This window comes from Sedimentisphaera cyanobacteriorum (assembly GCF_001997385.1).
Classification (GTDB): domain Bacteria; phylum Planctomycetota; class Phycisphaerae; order Sedimentisphaerales; family Sedimentisphaeraceae; genus Sedimentisphaera; species Sedimentisphaera cyanobacteriorum.
Genome location: NZ_CP019633.1, coordinates 125,686 through 145,495, shown reverse-complemented (window position 1 = coordinate 145,495; position 19,810 = coordinate 125,686). Strand labels below are relative to the sequence as shown.

Below are 19,810 nucleotides of genomic sequence, written 5' to 3'. Positions count from 1 at the left end.
AGTAAGATAGAACCAAAAAAGCCCGCAGATTCTGCGGGCTTAAATAACGATATTATTCGGATTCCTTACTGCTCAGTAAGCTGTACACTTCTTCGGCATCCTGAGCGTCCTGAAGCTTCTGCCTGAAATCTCCATCAAGCATAAGGCGGCTTATTTTCGCAAGAGCCTGTATATGCGGGCCTGTCTGGCCGGCAGGCGAGACAAGAAGAATAACGATACTTACCGGCTTGTTGTCTATGCTGTCGAAATCAATTTCCGAGCTGGCTATCCCCATAGCCATAATGAGATCGTTAACACCTTTGCTCTTACCGTGCGGGATAGCGATTCCCTGCCCTATACCTGTGCTTCGGGTCATTTCCCGGGTCATAACCTTGTCTAACACATCATCACGGTCTGTAAGCAGGCCGTTTTCATTGAGCTTGTCTATAAGCTCCTCAATTACATCATCTTTTTCTGTTGACTTTAGAGGTACTACAATTGATGATTTTTTCAGTATCTGTGAGATTAGCATTCTTATTTTTCCGTTTTTAATAAAACAATAGCTGTTTGATACAACCATCAGATAATTTTAATCCTTTCCCAAACCTTTTCAAGCTTTTTCAAAAATCGATGCTTTTGCCTGCTGGAGACAGTTGCAGAAAAGCCGGTTATTTGTAGAATAATCCGTAAACTTTTAAGAGAAACTGAATGGACAGAGCGTTTTTCAGAAATAAACACAGAATTGCAGATAATCAGCGGTTCAGGGAGATAATCAGAAACGGACGGCGTGAATGCACAAGCCTTGTGAATGTGTACGCTGCCCCGAACGGGCTTGAACATTCCCGTTTAGGCGTCTCGGTTGGGAAAAGGTTCGGGAAGGCTTTCAAGCGAAACAGGCTCAAACGGCTTGCGAGAGAATCTTTTCGCCTCAACCAGAACAAGCTCCTTGTGCCCTGCGATGTTATAATCCTTTTCAGCAGAAGACTCTCCAGCCCTAAGGCTGATGTTATGAAAATCAAGCAGTACCAGATTGGAAGGTGTATCGAGAAGGCCTTTGATGAATTTAACACCGAGTTCAGCAGAGGAAAATAAGCTCAAAAAAATTATCTTACATAAGATACTTTCCGGCAGTTTAGAAAAACCTGAGGCTGAAAAAATATGAAAAATCGGATTAACAGCTATATCAGAAAAGAAATTGTATCATTAGACATTGGATATTCCTGTGTAAAAATTGGCAGGAAACGGTTTTATGTTTAATTTGCAATAAAAGGCAAAACTATATTTTAATTAATTCAAAATTTTAATCTGAAGCGCAACTTTTTTCATCGCTCCAGAGCACTTCATTTGGTGTCCGATATTTTAAACATTTCCTTGGTCGATTATTGATTAAGGCGACAACTTTGTCAAGTTCCTTATCACTAACTTTCTTAAAATCAGTTCCCTTAGGGAAGAACTGACGAAGCAGGCCGTTTGTGTTTTCATTAGTTCCACGCTGATAAGAACTGTATGGATCAGCAAAGTAGCAGCATAGGCCGACTGTTTTTTCCATCTCTTTAAACTGGGCAAACTCCTTGCCATTGTCAACTGTCATCGTTTGACGCTTGGACTTTGGTATCTTCCTGAACAACCTTCGGGTGGTTTCATTCATGCTCTGGGCACTCTTATCTTTCATCCTGCCAGAGAGCAGATAGCGGCTTGCACGCTCGACAAGTGTCGCAATAAATGAACCGTGTCCTTTACCGCTGACGCTGTCACCCTCCCAATCGCCGAAGCGATTACGCTTGTCAACAACCTCCGGACGCTCACTGATCGAACGTTTGTTCGGTATCCGGCCACGCTTGTCATTACTGCCGTGCTTCTTTCGTCGTTTGCGACGGCCTTGACGCAAAAACTTGTAAAAAACACCGCCGTCAACCTTGTCTCGTTTAACCCAACTATATATGGTCAAAGGGCTTACACGCATTTGGGCATTATCTGGATAGTCGATTTCAAGACGGCCTGCTATCTGTTCAGGCGAGTGATATTGCTCGAGTTTACTGCATACTCGACGACGAAGACGGCCATTCTGTTCAAGCCGATATGGCTGCTTGGATGCGGCCCTGCGTTTGCTGTAATATCGCTGGGCCAGGTGGGGCTTATAATCATGGGTTGAGGACATGTTTCGATTCAACTCACGGCTGATAGTGCCCTTGCTCCTGCCGAGATATATGGCGATTTCCAGTAAATTTTTTCCTTCAGATCGCATTTTTAGAATGCTTTCCCGCTCATTAATGTTAAGATGTCTATAGCCCATTGCGGTTCCTTAAATAGAGTATTTTTCGTCAAAAAAACATTCTATCGAAAACAACCGTAATGGGTACTCTTTTTTTACTTTTTAAAAGCAATCGCCATCGCTATAATAGATTATCTTGTTGCAGGGGATAGGGCAATGCTGGAGAGCAACCCGAGCACCGCAACAATCTATACTGGATAGAGGCGGCTTAACCGCCGCCCTTATTCTTTATCTATTCAGGCAGCTAAAAGCGATAAACTCCAGCCCGCCACGCGGGCTGATTAAATTAGCGAAGCGTTGCGCTTCAAATTAAAATCTAAGAATTTAAGAAAGGTTCAGAAAATCATGAAGGCTGTCATTATAATCACAGTTGGTCTCTTTTTGTCTCAGGCACCATGCATATATGCAGACCTGCCCAAACTTAACGCCTCTTTCAAAACCTCAACAGCTGAAACAAAAGGACAGAATCTCATTATCTCTACAGGAAAAATTGAAAGAACATTCCTTTGGACAGGAAATGGCTTTGTTACTGAAGGGCTCAAAAATCAAGAAACAAGCAAAGAATGGCAGAATATTAAACCTTCTTTTAATATGGACTGGAGCTGTCCAGATTTAATAAGTGATGATTCAAAAGCAAAACTGCTGAAATTAGATGCCCGGAAAAGCTCTGACAAAGGCTTTACCAGCCCTCATCTTGAAGTGATTGCCGAAGTTTTTTATCCCAAGCAAAACCTAACTCTAAAACAAAAGATATGGGCATATCCAAACGCTTCAGGCCTTCGCCAACAGATATGGGCCAAGGGCAGCGCCCGCAAAAGCTCTCAAAAAGCTGAAAATGCTTACATAAAAGCAGAAAACGCAAAAATTTATCAAAATAACCAGTCAAAAGGCGTAAGACCAGACTGGGAGACTGCTGTGTTACTTAACAATAATGCACTAAAATTCACAATCGGCAATATATCTAAAAAGGATGAATATATAGTTGGCCTAAGCTGGTGGGATTACGGCAGCGGCGGAAGGAAACAATCGGCAAAAGTTTGCTCGGTAGATGGGGAAACGAGTATAGAAGTTATTAAACCCACCGTTCTGCCCGGCTGGAAAGAAGGCGGCAAGCCGGCGGAAACAAAACTGTTCAAACTTCCTCAAATTGCAAATATGGATGGAACAGTGACAATTGATGTAGAAAAACACGGCCCATCTAACGTGAATATAAGCGAGATATGGCTTTTCAAAAAAGGCAAGGCAAAAGCACCAATAAGGATAAACCCAAAAAGGAAAAGACAGCTCGAATCATCTAAGCCAAAAGGGTACTCGCTTGCTGCATATTTGAGTGGGTCTCAGGCAATAAAGAAAAGCAGCTTAAAGGAAAGAATTTCAAAAAACAAGCGTGTTGATTACTTACCAATTGATACAGCAGAAATGCAGGTTTCCGCTGCCGGCTACTACTCAGATACCCAGAACAGAAACAAGCCTGAAACGCCTGTTTTAAGAGAGGAGAAGCTGAAGCCTTCAGGAGAATGCGACTGGTCTAACCTTTTATTTATTCAAGACGGCAATGACGGCCTCGTTCTGGTAAAAGAATCTCATAAGACAGTTCAAACTCCCGGCGCTGATACCGGCAAATTCACTTTCGGAAACAATGGTATTACAAATACAGGATGGTGTCTCAGCCGGTCTGAGCTTTCAGAGGAAAAGTACAAATGGCTCTGGGGCTCGTGGGTAATTGTTCATAAGGTAGGCAAAGACAGCAGAGAGAGAGCGGTAAAAGCATTCGACAGGCTGAGATTCCCGACAGATAAGCAGCGTGATATGTGGACAGTGATGTGCACATGGGGTCATTCGCAAAATCCTTGGGACGGCCGAAAATACGCCCGCGAAGATCAAGTCCTTCGGGAGCTGGAAGAGTGCAGCGATATCGGGATAGATATGCTGCTTATAGATGACGGCTGGCAGAGTCCTGAGAAGAAGTTTATTGATGAGACACGCGGCTGGAAGCCATGGCAGGAATGGTACCCGAACGGATGGGGCAAGGTTACTGAAAAGGCGGAGAAGTTTAATATGAGGCTGGGTCTCTGGGCATCGCATATTATAAGTTCGGAAGAGATGCTTTGGAATTACAATCGCCTCGGAAACGAGCAGTTTAAGATAGACTTCGCCAATCTGCGAAGCCATACCAAGCTTAATGAAATGAAAATGAAAGCCCGCACATATATGCTTGAAAATAATCACAAAAGCATTGTAAGCTGGGACACCACAGAAGCTGCACCGAGATACGGCTTCTATCTCTTCAGGGAATACGGCAACGTACATTTTATGAACAGAAAACCGGAAGTGCCCGGCAACGTTTTATACATCCCGCACCTGTGCCTGCGAGACTTCTGGCAGCTCAGCAGATATCAGAATTTAAATAAATGGCAGCTTGTGATTCAAAACCCGGAGGTTGTGAAAAAGCAGTCGGACGGCTATAAAAGCGATGCGTATAAACACAGCGCAGATTACTGCGCAGCAACGGCTCTGATGGGTACACCCGAATTTATGGCTGTTGCAAGGTATTACAGCGAAGATGCAAGGAAAAATCTTAGGTCACTGCTGGAGGTCTATAAAGAACACAGAAGCAGAATCTGGGACAGCTTCGTTTATCCTATTGGCTCTAAGCCGAACAACAAGAGCTGGACGGGATTTCAGGCAGTCTGCGGTAAGTCAGAAGGATATTTAACTATTTTCAGGGAAATTGAAAACAGTAAATCAAAACACAAAATGCAGCTTAGAAGCATAACAGGAAATTCAAAGCTTCAATTCACTAACCTTATTACAGGCAGAAAATGGAACTCAACCCTTGATTCAAACTCAGCAGCAAATTTCATAATATCAGAACCCGGAGATTATCTTTTCCTGAAGTACGAAAAAAAATAGCGGCATTAGTGCTGATTATTCATACAGAGTTAAAAATCTTAAAAAACCATCTTCTTTTACAAGGGCGGACGAAATTCGCTCGACCTGTTTAATTGCAGCTGGGATCTATAAACATATCCTGCGGCAATCGGCTTTTTCTTGTAAATACTGAGCAAAACGATATATTAATGCTATTAGCTCATTAGTTTAGAGCAGTTTTAATGTATAAAGGCAAGTCATCGGCGAAAAGTTCAATTAGACAGGGTCGGTTTGAAGAGCTTATTTCAACATAAAGCAAGCTCCCCTTCAGCCCGCTTCGGAGAAGAATATGCTGCATAAGCCGGAGATGATTTTCAGGCAGATCAAGGGATTTTTCAGCAAAAGCAGATGGCTTGTGCATCTCTTGGGGCTGAAATATGTATCCAAAGACAGCGAAAAACGCGGACTGGTGCTTGTTCAGATTGATGCGCTTTCCCGAAAGCAGCTTGAAAGTGCAATCAGCACAGGGAAAATGCCCTTCGTAAAAAGCCTTATCGAAAACCAGTACTATAAAATCTGGAACCACTATTCCGGCATTCCCTGCGCAACCCCAGGAGCTCAGGGGGAGCTTTTTTACGGGATTAAAGGCTACGTTCCGTCTTTCTCGTTTTACGACAAGAAAACAAAAAGAATTTTTGCCATGTTCAATCCAGCGGAGGCGAGAGAAATCCAGTCTCGCATGGAGAAACTCGGCAGCGGACTTTTTGAAGGCGGAAGCGCATATTCAAACATATTCACCGGCTCTGCAAAAGAGCCCCATTTCTGCATTGCCCAAATCAAGCTCTCGGAGGTTTTCAGGCTTCGCCGAACAATCCGTTTTCTGGCGGCAGTAATTTTCCACTCATTCAGCCTGCTTCGGGTTGCAGGGCTTCTAATTGTAGAATTCAGCCTCGCTCTGATTGATTTCTTCCGCGGGCTCACTGCCGGGGAAAACCTCTGGAAAGAACTGAAATTCGTACCTTCAAGGGTTGGGCTTTGCATCCTTCTGCGGGAGATAATCATAATATCTTCGAAGCTCGATATGACGCGGGGGATGCCTATCATTCAGCTCAATCTGATCGGCTATCACGAGCAGTCTCACAGACGCGGGGCAAGCTCAAAATACGCCCTCTGGACTCTCAAAGGTATCGACAATTCCATCAAGCGGGTTTGGAAAAGCTCCATCAAAGCGGAAAAAGAATATGACTTCTGGATATACTCAGATCACGGTCAGGTTGACAGCGTTTCATACGAGGGGTATTTTGGCGAATCTATACAGGAAACAGTTCGAGATGCTCTAATACCAGAGGGAGGCGTATCCGATGAAAACAGAAGTAATAAGCACCTCACATTCCTCAACCGCCTCGGCTGGCGGCTTAACAAGAGAAAACCTGAACAGCCCGCAGAAAGCAAAGAATCTTCGGAGGTTATAGTTACCGATATCGCTCCTGAGGCTCAAGTTTATCTGCCGGAAGAGATGAAAAAACAAAAGAGAAAAGCTGCAGAAAAACTTATTGCAACAGGCAAGATTCCTCTAATCTTCTTTTGCGAGAATGAGAAGGTTCTGGCTATGAATTCAGAAAGCGAATTTGAAATCACGCCCGGAATGAAAGAGTTTTTTGATAATGAATTTGTACCTGAAGAGCTTGCTGAGGATTTTATAAATAAATGCAGGAATGAGAATGCAGGCGATCTGATAATATCAGGGTATCAGGGAAGAACACTGCCCTACTTCACATTCAAAAAAGAAAACGGCTCGCATGGAGGAATTCACGAAGAGGAATACACCGGCTTTGCGCTTACTCCGGAGAATGACCCGTTCAGGATGAAGGACAAGGATTATCTTCGTCCGCTTGACCTCCGCAAAGCTGCTTTTGAAGTTCTCGGTAAGTCAGATACAAGCCAGATTAAAAGCCAAGAGAAAGCTGAAACCATGCAGCAGGATGTTTTAAGGGTGATGACGTATAACGTTCACAGCTGCGTAGGCATGGACGGGAAGCTCTCGCCACTGCGGATTGCCCGCGTGCTTGAGCAGTACAACCCAGATATAGTATGCCTTCAGGAACTGGATGTTGGACGTGAGAAGACAGGGCAAAAAGACCAAACCAAAATAATAGCAGAAATTCTCGAGATGGACCACTTCTTCCTTCCCGCACTCGAATATGAAGAAGAGCAGTACGGCGATGCAATACTCAGCCGCTTCCCGATGAAACTGCTCAAATCAGACCTGCTCTCAGGAAACTGCAGCAGATACGACAATGAGCCCAGAGGAGCCCTTCTGGCGGAGATTGATATTTCAGGGAAAAAGGTTCAAATCATTAACACTCATCTTGGGCTTACAGGGAAAAATCAGAAGACGCAGCTGGAAGACCTTCTTGGAGAGGGCTGGAAGTGCGGAGCTGGAAGCGATGAGAATATTCTGTTATGCGGGGATTTCAATTTCGACCCGCGCAGCAGTCTTTACAGCAAGTGCACAGAAATCTTCAGAGAAGCTATCCCTGACAGCTCGCAGTACAATACCTACTGCGGAAGGCATCCGTTCCTGCGCATAGACCACATCTTCTATAAAGGCAAGCTCAAACCTGTCAAATGTTCTGCAGGAGACTCTGATCTTGACAGAATAGCCTCAGACCACAGACCGCTTACAGCAGACTTTGTATTCTCAGATTAAAAGCTGCTGCCCCGCAGCAAAGCTACTGCTGGAGGGTTTGCCTGTAGAGGCGGATATACTTCTCACCGGCAGCGTGAATTGAATAATGTTTTGCAATATTCTCTGCAGCAAGGCTCATAGAGCGGTACAATTCAGGAGAAGAATAAATTTTATTAAGGCAGTCTGCGTAGATTTTGGGATTCTGCGAACGCACGAGCAGGCCGTTCTGCTTTATGAGCTCCTCACTGCCCTGACAGTCGCTGGAAACTGCGGGCATCCCTGTTGATATTGCCTCAAGCACCGAATTGCTCATCCCCTCATTCTCACTGCACATAAGGTATATATGATTCTCGCTGTACACATCTGCAAGCCGGCTGTGGTCAATCGCTCCAAGGAAATTAACCCTGTTATGGAGCTTTCTTTCAGCGGTAAGCCGCTTCAGATCGGTAGTAAGCTCGCCTGTGCCTGCAATATTCAGCTCAGCATCAACGCCCATTTCAACCAGCCTCGCAAGGGCTTCTATCGCTATATCCACCCGCTTTCTGTAAGTAAGCCTGGCAACCATAAGCAGCTTTAATCTTGATGAGCTGAATGCCCTATCCGCGTGCGGGAACAGCTCTCTGTCAACACCGTTTGGAATAACTTCAATCGGCGAGGAGCTGTAAAACTTTTCAGCAAGGGCTTTCAGGCCTCTGCTGTTGGCAGCTATTCTGTCCGCAGAGCCCCAGATACGCCTGAACAAAGATGAAAGCAGGATATAGTCGAGACCAAGGGAGCTGTTGTATCCGGGGACATCCGAGCCTCTCAGAGAAATTATGTAAGGCAGTTTATTTTTCCTAAGCCAAGCAGGAAAGCCGGAAGGGAACGCGAAAAAACAGTGTGAGAGGTCGTAGCTGCCTTTTTGAACCATCTCTTTGTGAACAGAACCCGCTCGCCAGAGCCACTGAACAACCTCCTTCTTTCGCCATTTGTGAAGCTCTTTTTTCTCTATGCCCACCTTAACCAGACGGATATTTTCGCTGAAGTGTTCCTCGCGCACCCCGCTGCCTGCGAAGGAAGTTAGTAGGTCTGCTTCGATATCATCCCTTGCCGAAAACGCCTTGAGCAGATTCCGGTTTGCTATTCCCGCTCCGCCCCCGAGAGGCGGATACTCATAATTTATCATTAAAAGCTTTATTTTTTTCATACGCCTACATCAAACGCAAAATCTATTTTCCCAGAAACCGCTGGAAGTAATGATATTTCAAAAAGCTTAAATATAACAGAACTTTTTTTCTGCTGGATAAGTAAGATGGCGAAAGAGCAAAATAAAGTAAAATTTTTATGCTTTAGGCAGAGCTAAATATATGGAAAAATTTTCAAAATTTTGTATAATCTCGCAGATTTTGCTGTATAAGTATAGACCAGACACATAAAACACTGTAATCAGCATGGCAAAGGGAAATATAAGTGCCTAAAAGAGAAGACATTAAGAAGATTCTGATAATCGGTTCCGGCCCGATTGTAATCGGCCAGGGATGTGAGTTTGACTATTCCGGCGCGCAGGCCTGCAAGGTTCTCAAACAAGAGGGCTTTGAGGTTGTGCTGGTTAACAGCAACCCTGCCACGATTATGACCGACCCGGAGATGGCAGACAAAACCTATATCGAGCCTATTACCGCGGATATAGTGGAGAAGATTATTGAGGCTGAAAGGCCGGACAGCATCCTGCCTACACTCGGCGGCCAGACAGGGCTGAATACCGCTGTTGAAGTGGCCGAGAGAGGCGTTTTGGAAAAGTACGGCGTTAAGATGATCGGTGCGAACCTCGAGACAATCCAGAAGGCCGAGGAGAGGGATCTTTTCAAGAAAACCATCGAGCAGATTGGTCTTGAAGTTCCTCAGAGCGGCTACGCCCACAACTGGAAAGAGGCTCATGAGATCGTAGAGCGGATTAAATTCCCTGCAATCATCAGGGCTTCATTCACGCTGGGCGGAATGGGCGGAAATATCGCCTACAACATGGAAGAATACGAGAAGTACTGCAAATGGGGCTTCGACCTGAGCCCGATAAGCGAGGTTCTCGTGGAGGAATCGGTAATAGGATGGAAGGAGTATGAACTTGAGGTAATGCGGGACAACAAAGACAACGTTGTGATTGTCTGCCCGATAGAAAACCTCGACCCGATGGGCGTTCATACAGGCGACAGCATCACAGTAGCACCATCTCAAACGCTCTCGGACAAGGAGTATCAGGCGATGCGTAATGCGGCGATTGATATTATCCGTGCGATAGGCGTTGAGACAGGCGGATGCAATATACAGTTTTCGGTTAATCCGGATAACGGGAAGATATACGTAATTGAGATGAACCCGCGTGTTTCGAGAAGCTCGGCTCTTGCATCCAAGGCAACGGGCTTTCCAATTGCGAAGATGGCCGCCCTGCTGGCAGTTGGATACACGCTCGATGAGATCAGCAACGATATTACAAAAGAAACGCCGGCCTGCTTTGAGCCAACGATTGACTACTGCGTTGTGAAATACCCGCGCTTTACATTCGAGAAATTCCCGAAAACAGCTCCTGAGCTTACCGTACAGATGAAATCGATAGGCGAGGCTATGGCAATCGGGCGAACCTTCAAAGAGGCCTTCCATAAATCAATACGCTCGCTTGAGATTGAAAGATACAGTTTAGATTCAAAATATATCAATGCTGAAGTTTCCGACGAGGAGCTGCGTTCAATCCTCAGCGGAATGCGATGGGATAAGGTATGGTATATCGCTGAGGCAATGCGCAGAGGATTCAGCATAGAAGAAATCTTCTCGCTCTGCAAAATCGACCGCTGGTATTTGAATAATTTCCGCGAGATTGTGGAAATGGAAAAAAGACTCAAATCATCAAAGCTAAAAGACCTTTCCATTGAAACGCTCAAACGCTGCAAGGAAATGGGCTTCTCGGATAAATACCTCTCAGAGATTTACGGAATTTCTCAGCCGGAATTCAGAGCTCGCCGAAAAGATGCGGGAATTCAAAACGTTTACAAGATGGTTGACACCTGCGGAGCAGAATTTGAAGCACATACTCCTTACCTCTACAGCACATACGAAGACGAGTGCGAGGCAGATCCCACAGAGAGAAAGAAGGTAGTAATCCTCGGAGGCGGCCCTAACCGTATCGGACAGGGAATCGAATTCGACTACTGCTGCGTGCATGCAGCCTTCGCTCTGAAGGAAATCGGCATCGAAGCGATAATGGTAAACTGCAACCCTGAAACCGTCAGTACAGACTACGACACCTCAGACAAGCTTTTCTTCGAACCGCTTACTTTCGAAGACGTTATGAACATCATAGACAGGGAAAAACCTTACGGCGTGATAGTTCAGTTCGGCGGGCAAACACCCCTCAAGCTTGCAGACGCCCTCGAGGAAGCAGGAGTAAATATAATCGGCACTTCGCCCGAGGCGATCTCAAGGGCAGAAGACAGGAAGCTGTTTAATGCGGTAGTTGAAAAGCTCCAGCTCCAGCAGCCCTTCAGCGGAACAGCCCGCACCTACGAAGAAACGCTCGAGATTGCAAATAAGCTTGGATATCCCCTTCTGATTCGCCCTTCGTTTGTTCTCGGCGGGCGGGCGATGGAAATCGTTTACGACCAGAACGCCCTTGAGAACTGCGTTAAGAATGCAGTTGAAGCGGCGGGCAAACACCCGATACTCGTTGATAAATTCCTCGATGATGCCACAGAGCTTGATGTTGATGCGGTCAGCGACGGTAAGGATGTGGTTATAGGCGGGATTATGGAGCATATCGAAGAGGCAGGAATACATTCCGGAGACAGCGCCTGCGTTCTTCCGCCGATATCGCTTGATGAGGATGTAAGGCAGCGGGTAATACAGCAGACAAAATCGCTCGCTGTGGAGCTTGGCGTATGCGGACTTATGAATATACAGTTCGCAGTTAAAGGCAAAGAGATTTACATACTTGAGGTGAACCCAAGGGCATCAAGGACAGTTCCTTTTGTGAGCAAGAGTATCGGAAGGCCGCTTGCTAAAATTGCGGCAAAGGTGATGGCAGGCGAGAAGCTCAAAGACCTCAGCGTATTTGAGCAGATAGTCCCAGAGCACCATTCTGTAAAAGAGGCGGTGTTCCCGTTCCTCAAATTCCCGGGAGCTGATACTATTCTCGGCCCGGAAATGCTGTCAACAGGCGAGGTGATGGGAATCTGCAGCGAATACGGAATGGCCTACGCAAAGGCTCAGCTTGCCTGCAAGAACAAACTGCCAGTTAAAGGAACAATCTGCTTCAGCGTTAAAGACTGGGACAAACCAAAGGCAGTGGAGCTGGCAAAGCAGCTTGAAGAATGCGGATTCAAGATTACTGCAACCAAAGGCACTTGCGAGGCGATGAAGAAGGCGGGCATAAATGCCGAGCTTGCAATGAAGGTTAATGAAGTCCGTCCGAATATTGTTGATGCGATAATCAATATGGATATAGACCTCGTCATAAATACTACAGTAGGTGAGAAAAGCATTGCAGACTCTTTCGCTATAAGGCGAACTGCTCTGGACAAGGGGATTCCTTACGTAACGACGATGCGCGGGGCAGCAGCAGCAACAAAAGGGATAAAGACCTTGTGCAGCAGAGAAATGATGGTTAAGAGTATCCAAGAATACTACACAGGTTCATAAAGGATAATAAATTGAAGGCAGTTCTTTTATTAGAAGACGGAACGGTTTTTCACGGCCGGGGCTTCGGAGCGGAATCTTACCGCTGCGGCGAGGTTGTGTTTAATACGAGTATGACAGGTTATCAGGAAATCCTGACAGACCCCTCATACAACGAACAGATAATCACAATGACCTACCCGCTTATCGGCAACTACGGGACAAACAGCGAAGACTTTGAGAGCATAAGAAGCTATGCAAGCGGATTTATTGTGAAGGAGGCCTGCGACTACCCGAGCAGCTGGAGAAACGAGGCAAGCCTTGATGAATGGCTAAAATCTCAGGGCATAGTGGGGCTGGAAGGCATAGACACAAGGAAGCTCGTTCGCCATATAAGAGACAGCGGGGCAATGCGAGGGATTATCTCTCACGGAGAAACTGATGCCGGCAGCCTGAAAGAAAAACTCAGCGAATACCCGGGACTTGTTGGGAGGAATATTGTAAACAGCATAAGCGCAAAAGAGCCTTACCACTGGAACGAAGGTACGCACGACATTTACAAGACAGGCCGCAAACTGCCCGAGATTGAGTATAAAGTGGCAGCGTACGATTTTGGAATAAAGAGAAATATTCTCAGACTGCTCAGGTCTCACGGGTTCAGCGTTACCGTTGTTCCAGCTGATATGCCGGCTGAAGAGGTTATGAAGATGAATCCGGACGGGGTGTTCCTCAGCAACGGCCCTGGCGATCCGGCTGCGGTAAACTGCGGGATAGAAAACGTTAGAAAAATGCTGGGAAGGGTGCCTATGTTTGGAATATGTCTCGGACAGCAGATACTTGCTTTGGCGCTGGGGGCAAAGAGCTTCAAGCTCAAATTCGGCCACAGAGGCGCAAATCATCCGGTGAAGAATCTGGAAACAGGGAAGATTGAGATAACCACCCAAAACCACGGCTTCTGCATAGACCTTGACTCTATAGGAGATAAGGTTGAGGCTACGCATATAAATCTCAACGACAATACACTTGCCGGGATAAAATGCAGAGAGTATCCGGCGTTTACTGTGCAGTATCATCCTGAGGCCTCGCCCGGCCCGCACGACTCGAGGTATCTCTTTGAAGACTTCAAAAAGATGATAAGGCAGTTTAAGCAGTGAATTAGCACAATGCCCTGATTGAAACAAAATTGGGCGAGACCTTGGAGCTAATCAAAGATTTTAGAAAGCTCGGGTTTATCTTTGGAATACAGCCGGATAACCCGGGCTTTTTTCTTTTAAGAGAAAAATAAGCGAAAGATACTAAGCCTCGGTCTTGGCGTAAAAGTTGTATTGATTCAGTTTTTTATTAAAATGCTCAGCATAAAGAATATCAACAGAATAATTGGAGAAAAACAAATGGGTGATACGCTAACATACAAAATACTGAAATCGCATTTAATGGAAGGCAGCCTCGAGAAAGGCAGCCCTGCCGGGATAAGAATAGACCAGACGCTCACTCAGGACGCAACGGGAACAACAGCCTACCTGCTGTTCGAATCGATGGGTGCCGGTAGAGTGAAAACAGAGAAAAGCGTGAGCTATATAGACCACAATATGAGCCAGTTCGGGCCGGAAAATCACAACGACCATCTCTACCTTCAGACAGTGGCAGCTAAGAGCGGAGCGTACCACAGCAGAGCGGGCAACGGAATATGCCATCAGGTTCATCTGGAGCGTTTCGGCAGGCCTGGGGCAACCCTTCTCGGCAGTGATTCGCACACCCCAACCTGCGGCGGAATCGGTATGATTGCAGTCGGCGCAGGCGGGCTTGACGTGGCAGTGGCTATGGGAGGCGGAGCATTCTTCCTCACTGCACCTAAGGTGATCGGCGTTAAGCTTACAGGCAGGCTCCAGCCTTGGACAGCGAGCAAGGACATTATCCTCAAGCTTCTTAGCATTCTAACGACAAAAGGCAATGTTGGCTGCGTAGTAGAATACTTCGGCGAAGGCGTGAAGAATCTCAGCGTCCCTCAGAGGGCTACTGTTACGAATATGGGGGCTGAGCTGGGCGTAACAACGAGCGTATTCCCAAGCGATGAGGTAACAAAGAGATTTCTGAAGGCGCAGAAAAGAGCTGATGATTATCAGCCTCTTGAGCCGGACAGCGATGCAGAGTACGAAAGAGTTATAGAAATCGACCTGTCTTCGCTTGAACCGATGGCGGCATGCCCTTCCTCGCCGGACAATATCAAAACAGTTAAAGAAATTCAGGGCACCGAAGTGCAGCAGGTGATTATCGGAAGCTGCACAAACTCAAGCTATGCAGACCTTATGATGGCAGCGAAAGTGATGAAGGGCAAAACAATTGCCCCGTTCGTTGAGCTGGGGGTGGCTCCCGGGAGCAGGCAGGTGCTGAATATGCTCGCAAGCAACGGCGCCCTCTCGGATATAATAGCAGCTGGAGCAAGAATACTCGAATGCGGCTGCGGGCCTTGCATCGGCCAGGGCTTCTCCCCTGCCAACGATACGGCAACAGTACGGACATTCAACCGCAATTTCGCAGGCAGAACCGGCACCAAGGGCGACAACGCTTATCTCGTGAGCCCCGAGACAGCTGTTGCAGCTGCGCTTACTGGCAAACTCACAGACCCAAGAGAGCTGGGGGCGGATTATCCTGAGGTAGATATGCCCGATGCCTTTACTATAGACGACAGCCTCATACAGGAGCCGCTGGATAAAGAAGAGGCAAAGAGATGCCAGGTGCAGAGAGGGCCTACGATTGTAGTTCCAGAGGCGCCGAAATATTTGCCTGAGAAGCTTGATGGCAATGTACTGCTCAAGTGCGGCGACAAGATTACAACAGACCACATTATGCCGGCAGGGGCTTATCTGAAGTTCCGCTCGAATGTTCCTGAATATGCAAAGGTAGTGTTCAACTGCTTCAATGAAGAAGGCAAACCTACATTCGCAGACAGAGCCCTGAAGCTGAAAAATCAGGGCAAGGCGGGCATAATCATTGCAGGCGAGAGCTACGGGCAAGGGTCTTCAAGAGAACATGCAGCGCTTTGCCCGATGTATCTGGGCGTGAGGGCTGTGATTGCCAAATCAATCGAGAGGATACACAAGGCAAACCTGATAAACTTTGCAATTGTGCCGATAGAGTTCGAAAATCCTTCTGATTATGAAGGCATCTCTCAGGAAGATGAGATCGCTATCCCGAATCTTCTGGAGGCAGTCAAATCAGAAGACAGCTTGAGGATTGAAAACAAAACCAAAGGCAAAACTCTAACCGGCAAACTCACTCTCTCGCCCAGAGACAGGGATATCCTTCTCAGCGCAGGGCTTCTCAATTACACGAAAAATCTCAATAAAGAAAGCTGAATGCAAATGGAGCTCGATAAGAAAATGCTGGAAGAGGGCGAGGTTTTCTCGCCAAGATTCAACAAAGACGGCCTAATCCTCGCAATAAGCCAAGAAGAAAAGACTGGCGAGGTGCTGATGGCTGCATATATGAATCAAGAGGCTCTTCAAGAAACAGTCAAAACAGGCAGAGCCGTTTTCTACAGCAGATCGCGCGGGAAGCTATGGCGCAAGGGCGAACAGAGCGGGCATTTTCAGAAGGTGAGAAAGATATTTACCGACTGCGACCAGGACTGCCTTCTTTTGAAGGTTGAAATAGATCAGGGGCAGTGTCATGTGGGCTATAAAAGCTGCTTCTACAGAGAAGTTCTGGATGATAAGAGCCTGAAGATTTCAGATGAGAAGGTTTACGACCCCAAAGAGGCATACAGCAAGACAAACGGTGAATCGGGAAAGCAAAGCTGAAAAATCGCTTTTTTTCCAGCTGATATAAGATAAAATACTCGTTTGATTTAATCTAAACGAAAAGGAATGAGTTATGATAAATACAATTCAAGGCGACTTAAAGGCAGACGGCTGCAAATTTGCAATCGTGGTAAGCCGCTTTAATGAATTCATTACCGGCAAACTGCTCGATGGAGCTATAGACTCTCTCAAGCGGCACGGAGCAGACGAGTCAGACTGCACTGTGGTCTGGGTTCCCGGGTCTATCGAAATCACCCCTGCCGCGAAGAAGCTCGCCAAGAGCGGGAAGTACGATGCTGTAATATGTATCGGTGCTGTAATCCGCGGTCAAACACCCCACTTTGATTACGTATGCCAGCAGATATCCCGCGGCGTCGGGCAGATATACTACGATTCTGAAATCCCCGTAATGTTCGGCGTAGTTACAGTTGACAGCATCGAGCAGGCAATCGAGCGTGCAGGCACAAAAGCAGGCAACAGCGGAGCAAAGGCCGCTGAGGGCGCTATTGAGATGGTCAACGTGCTCAGGCAAATATAAAATAATGACAGATCGTAAAAAATTGCACAGAAAAACAGAAGCAAGGGAAATAGCTATGCAGCTTCTGTTTCAGCTCGAACAGCAGAACTTGTTTAATCAAGGCAGAAAATCCGAAAAAACTGAGCCGAAGCCGGCATGGAGCAGGGACGAGCTGATTAAGGATTTTGCATTGCAAAATGCCAGAGACAATTTCACAGCCGAGACAGCAAAGAAATGGGTTTACGCAGTGATTGAGAATCTGCAAACCTGCGATGAAATGGTGGGAACGGTTTTGGAGAGATGGTCTGTTGAGAGGGTTATGCCGCTGGAGAGGGCTGTAATCAGGCTCTGCGTTTATCAGATAATCTTCTGCGATGATATACCGCCGAAGGTTGCGATAAATGAAGGCGTGGAGATGGCAAAAAAATTCGGCACCGCGCACTCATCCAAATTCGTAAACGGGGTTCTCGATGCGGTATATAAACGCTACGGGCAAGACGAAAAAAGCGAGGCAGCTTATGAGAACAATATCCATACTTAACCAGAAAGGCGGCGTTGGCAAAACCACAACATCCGCAAATGTTGCCGCCTGCCTGGCAGAGATCGGGAAGAAAACTTTGGTTGTTGATATGGACCCGCAGGCGCATCTGACGCTTCATTTCGGTATAGACCCTAATGATATTGAGTTCAGCTTGTATGAACTGCTTACAGGCAGCTGCACACTGGAAGATGCCGCAGAAGAGATTCGGGATAATCTCAGCATACTGCCTGCAAATATTGATCTTGTGGGGGCGGAGAATGAGATATGGCAGGCCGAAGACAGGGAGCAGATTCTAAGACACGGGCTCGGCAGCTCAGAGCTTGAATTTGATTACGTTATCATAGACTGCCCGCCCTCGCTCGGGCTCCTGTCGCTAAATGCGCTTGCAGCATCGGATGAGGTGATAATACCGCTTCAGCCCCATTTCCTTGCCCTTCAGGGGCTGAGCAAACTGCTGGAAACCGTGGAAATTGTAAGCAGCAGGATTAACCCTGAGCTCAAGGTGCTGGGGGTTCTTCTTTGTATGTTTGATACAAGAACGAGCCTTTCTAAAGAGGTGAAAAACGATATTGCCGAATTCCTCGAGGCCAGCAGAAACAGCGGCCACCCATGGCAAAATGCGAAAGTAATACCGACAGCCGTTCGAAATAATATAAAACTCGCTGAAGCCCCGGGATACGGAAAAACTATTTACGAGTATGAGCCAAACTGCAACGGAGCCATAGACTACCGAATGGTAACAGGCTTTATCACAGGGGAATATATCGATTTTGAAACGGATATGATATAATCACATAATATTTTTTTGCAGAAACGATATTTATTCAGAATCGTATAAAATATGATACCCCTTGATTATAACAAAAATTAATTAGAGCTGATAAAATGCAAGACAAAGAAAAAATAAAAAAATACATTGAAAAATTTATAAATACGATAAAAACGTCTCTTAAACCTGACATTTCTATCAATGCAACGGCTTACCCAGCAGAAGAGGTCGGGGGAGTTTTGGAGTTTGATTTCGTTAAAGAAAAGAATCAAGAGCCGAGCATTGCTATAAAAGAACCTCTCCCCACACTTGCAGAGGCAGTTAACTCATCTAATCAAACTCTTGTCGGTTTTGCAGGGGAAGGGACAAACTTTACAGGAACTAATATATCTTTGCAGATAGGAAAGTTGGTGCTAATTAAGGGCACTCCATCTGAAGAAAAACAAAAAGAAGAAGATTTATGGAGCGAGGAGGCAGCTGAAAAAGATGTAGAAAGAATCAATAAGTTGGTTGAATCCAGAAGGAAGGCTATTTCACTTTAATGAACTTCAATAAACGTTATGAAAATTAAAGAAATCATAGAACTGACAGTAAAAAAAATAGATGACCTTGAAGAATTTTCCAGAGAACAGTATAAATATATATTCAGAGGTCAGTCTAATAATACTTGGGGGTTAAATACCACTTTTGAAAGAGTTGTTAAAGAATTACCTAAAGACAGATTGACTTATCAGGAAGATCTTGTGCGATTTGAATTTAAGAGGCAAGCTCACCATTACATAAATCATACCCCAAAATCTGAATTAGAGTGGCTGGCTTTAATGCAGCATTACGGCTGCCCAACAAGACTTCTTGATTTTACCAGATCTTTTTGGGTCGGTCTGTTTTTCGCTCTTGATGAGTCTGTTCAAGATGCAGCCCTTTGGGTAATCGATATATCTTCTGAAGAAAAGGAAAAGACAAACGATGAGGCATGGAAATTCAATATTACATCAAAATATAACGAAAAAGCAGAGGCTGAAGTTGAACAGATTCTGGCAATGTCCAAAAATCCCGAACAAATCAGTAAAATAAATCAGGGCATCATCATTGCAGAGCCTAAATATATGAATGACCGTCTAAGAATCCAGCAGGGAGTATTCACGTTTCCAAAAGATATAACATCAAGCTATTATGATAATCTGATCTCAAGCGGGAGAGCTGTTAAGAAAATTACAATCCCAAAAAAGTTTCATGGTGACTTACTTCGAAAACTTTACAGGATGAACATCACAAGCTCGACTCTTTACCCCGGTTTGGAAGGATATGCAAGAAGCATGAAAAACCATATACTGATTGATAAAGAGTACCAGAAACAAGTAAACAAAGACCTTGACACAATTTTTAAGAACTTTGATTAAAAAAGATTATGAAAAAAATAAGCGATATAAAGACAAATAACAACCCTTCAGAGGAACTTAAAGCTGAATGCGAAGGCTGGCCGGTATGGCAGAGCCCCGCAAGAGAGTTCGACTGGTTCTACACAGAAACTGAGATGGCTCTTATAATTGAAGGCGAGGTGGAGATAATCAGTCTGGACGGAAAAGAGAGCGTGAAGCTCGAGGCGGGAGATTATGCAGAATTTCCCGAAGGTCTTGAATGCAGATGGAACGTTACAAAAGATTTGAAAAAACACTACAATTTCAAGTAAGGGCTGGCAGCCGGCAAAAAATTTTAACACAAACCGATAGA

General features: G+C 45.7%; 16 protein-coding genes. 13 read left to right on the top strand and 3 right to left on the bottom strand.

Annotated features, from left to right (window positions below; all coding sequences use genetic code 11):
- Positions 1-52 precede the first annotated feature (52 nt).
- Positions 53-511, bottom strand: a complete 459-nt coding sequence (locus L21SP3_RS00485) for a PTS sugar transporter subunit IIA (RefSeq protein WP_161488023.1) — start codon at positions 509-511, stop codon at positions 53-55.
- Between the two features lie 176 nt (positions 512-687).
- Here L21SP3_RS00485 and rnpA point away from each other — a divergent pair, with 176 nt between their 5' ends.
- Entirely contained in the window at positions 688-1,071 is a 384-nt protein-coding gene (gene rnpA / locus L21SP3_RS00480; RefSeq protein ID WP_077538479.1) for a ribonuclease P protein component, read from the top strand.
- Positions 1,072-1,279: 208 nt separating this feature from the next.
- Here the strand turns inward: rnpA and L21SP3_RS00475 are convergent, their stop codons facing one another.
- Positions 1,280-2,272 (bottom strand): IS30 family transposase, encoded by a 993-nt coding sequence (locus tag L21SP3_RS00475; protein WP_077538477.1) that lies wholly within the window; start codon positions 2,270-2,272, stop codon positions 1,280-1,282.
- A gap of 324 nt (positions 2,273-2,596) precedes the next feature.
- On the opposite strand from L21SP3_RS00475, the gene L21SP3_RS00470 reads away from it, so the two are divergent.
- Positions 2,597-5,164 carry an alpha-amylase family protein gene (locus L21SP3_RS00470; protein ID WP_077538475.1) on the top strand — a complete coding sequence of 856 codons (2,568 nt, stop codon included), beginning with the start codon at positions 2,597-2,599 and terminating at the stop codon, positions 5,162-5,164.
- Positions 5,165-5,471: 307 nt separating this feature from the next.
- On the top strand, positions 5,472-7,832 hold the full coding sequence (locus tag L21SP3_RS00465) for an endonuclease/exonuclease/phosphatase family protein (protein ID WP_077538473.1): 2,361 nt from the start codon (positions 5,472-5,474) through the stop codon (positions 7,830-7,832).
- Positions 7,833-7,854: 22 nt separating this feature from the next.
- On the opposite strand, the gene L21SP3_RS00460 is transcribed toward L21SP3_RS00465, so the two are convergent.
- Positions 7,855-8,997: a glycosyltransferase family 4 protein gene (locus L21SP3_RS00460; protein WP_077538471.1), complete on the bottom strand. Its 1,143-nt coding sequence runs from the start codon at positions 8,995-8,997 to the stop codon at positions 7,855-7,857.
- A 263-nt stretch (positions 8,998-9,260) separates the two neighbouring features.
- On the opposite strand from L21SP3_RS00460, the gene carB reads away from it, so the two are divergent.
- From carB to L21SP3_RS00410, 10 genes are all read left to right on the top strand, one after another.
- The gene (gene carB / locus L21SP3_RS00455) at positions 9,261-12,476 is read left to right on the top strand and encodes a carbamoyl-phosphate synthase large subunit (protein ID WP_077538469.1); all 3,216 of its coding nucleotides are present in this window, start codon (positions 9,261-9,263) and stop codon (positions 12,474-12,476) included.
- A gap of 11 nt (positions 12,477-12,487) precedes the next feature.
- Positions 12,488-13,606 carry a glutamine-hydrolyzing carbamoyl-phosphate synthase small subunit gene (gene carA / locus L21SP3_RS00450; protein WP_077538467.1) on the top strand — a complete coding sequence of 373 codons (1,119 nt, stop codon included), beginning with the start codon at positions 12,488-12,490 and terminating at the stop codon, positions 13,604-13,606.
- A gap of 237 nt (positions 13,607-13,843) precedes the next feature.
- On the top strand, positions 13,844-15,808 hold the full coding sequence (locus tag L21SP3_RS00445) for an aconitate hydratase (RefSeq protein WP_077541775.1): 1,965 nt from the start codon (positions 13,844-13,846) through the stop codon (positions 15,806-15,808).
- 6 nt (positions 15,809-15,814) lie between these two features.
- Entirely contained in the window at positions 15,815-16,252 is a 438-nt protein-coding gene (gene hisI, locus L21SP3_RS00440) for a phosphoribosyl-AMP cyclohydrolase (RefSeq protein WP_077538465.1), read from the top strand.
- Between the two features lie 73 nt (positions 16,253-16,325).
- Positions 16,326-16,790, top strand: a complete 465-nt coding sequence (gene ribH, locus L21SP3_RS00435) for a 6,7-dimethyl-8-ribityllumazine synthase (RefSeq protein ID WP_077538463.1) — start codon at positions 16,326-16,328, stop codon at positions 16,788-16,790.
- Between the two features lie 55 nt (positions 16,791-16,845).
- Complete coding sequence (gene nusB / locus L21SP3_RS00430; RefSeq protein WP_161488021.1) at positions 16,846-17,310, top strand: transcription antitermination factor NusB; 465 nt, start codon at positions 16,846-16,848, stop codon at positions 17,308-17,310.
- On the top strand, positions 17,240-18,100 hold the full coding sequence (locus tag L21SP3_RS00425) for a ParA family protein (RefSeq protein ID WP_077538459.1): 861 nt from the start codon (positions 17,240-17,242) through the stop codon (positions 18,098-18,100). The genes nusB and L21SP3_RS00425 overlap by 71 nt, the downstream gene beginning before the upstream one ends.
- A 95-nt stretch (positions 18,101-18,195) precedes the next feature.
- Entirely contained in the window at positions 18,196-18,621 is a 426-nt protein-coding gene (locus L21SP3_RS00420) for a hypothetical protein (protein ID WP_077538457.1), read from the top strand.
- 18 nt (positions 18,622-18,639) lie between these two features.
- Positions 18,640-19,479 carry an FRG domain-containing protein gene (locus L21SP3_RS00415; RefSeq protein WP_077538455.1) on the top strand — a complete coding sequence of 280 codons (840 nt, stop codon included), beginning with the start codon at positions 18,640-18,642 and terminating at the stop codon, positions 19,477-19,479.
- A gap of 8 nt (positions 19,480-19,487) precedes the next feature.
- Positions 19,488-19,769: a cupin domain-containing protein gene (locus tag L21SP3_RS00410; RefSeq protein ID WP_077538453.1), complete on the top strand. Its 282-nt coding sequence runs from the start codon at positions 19,488-19,490 to the stop codon at positions 19,767-19,769.
- Positions 19,770-19,810 lie beyond the last annotated feature (41 nt).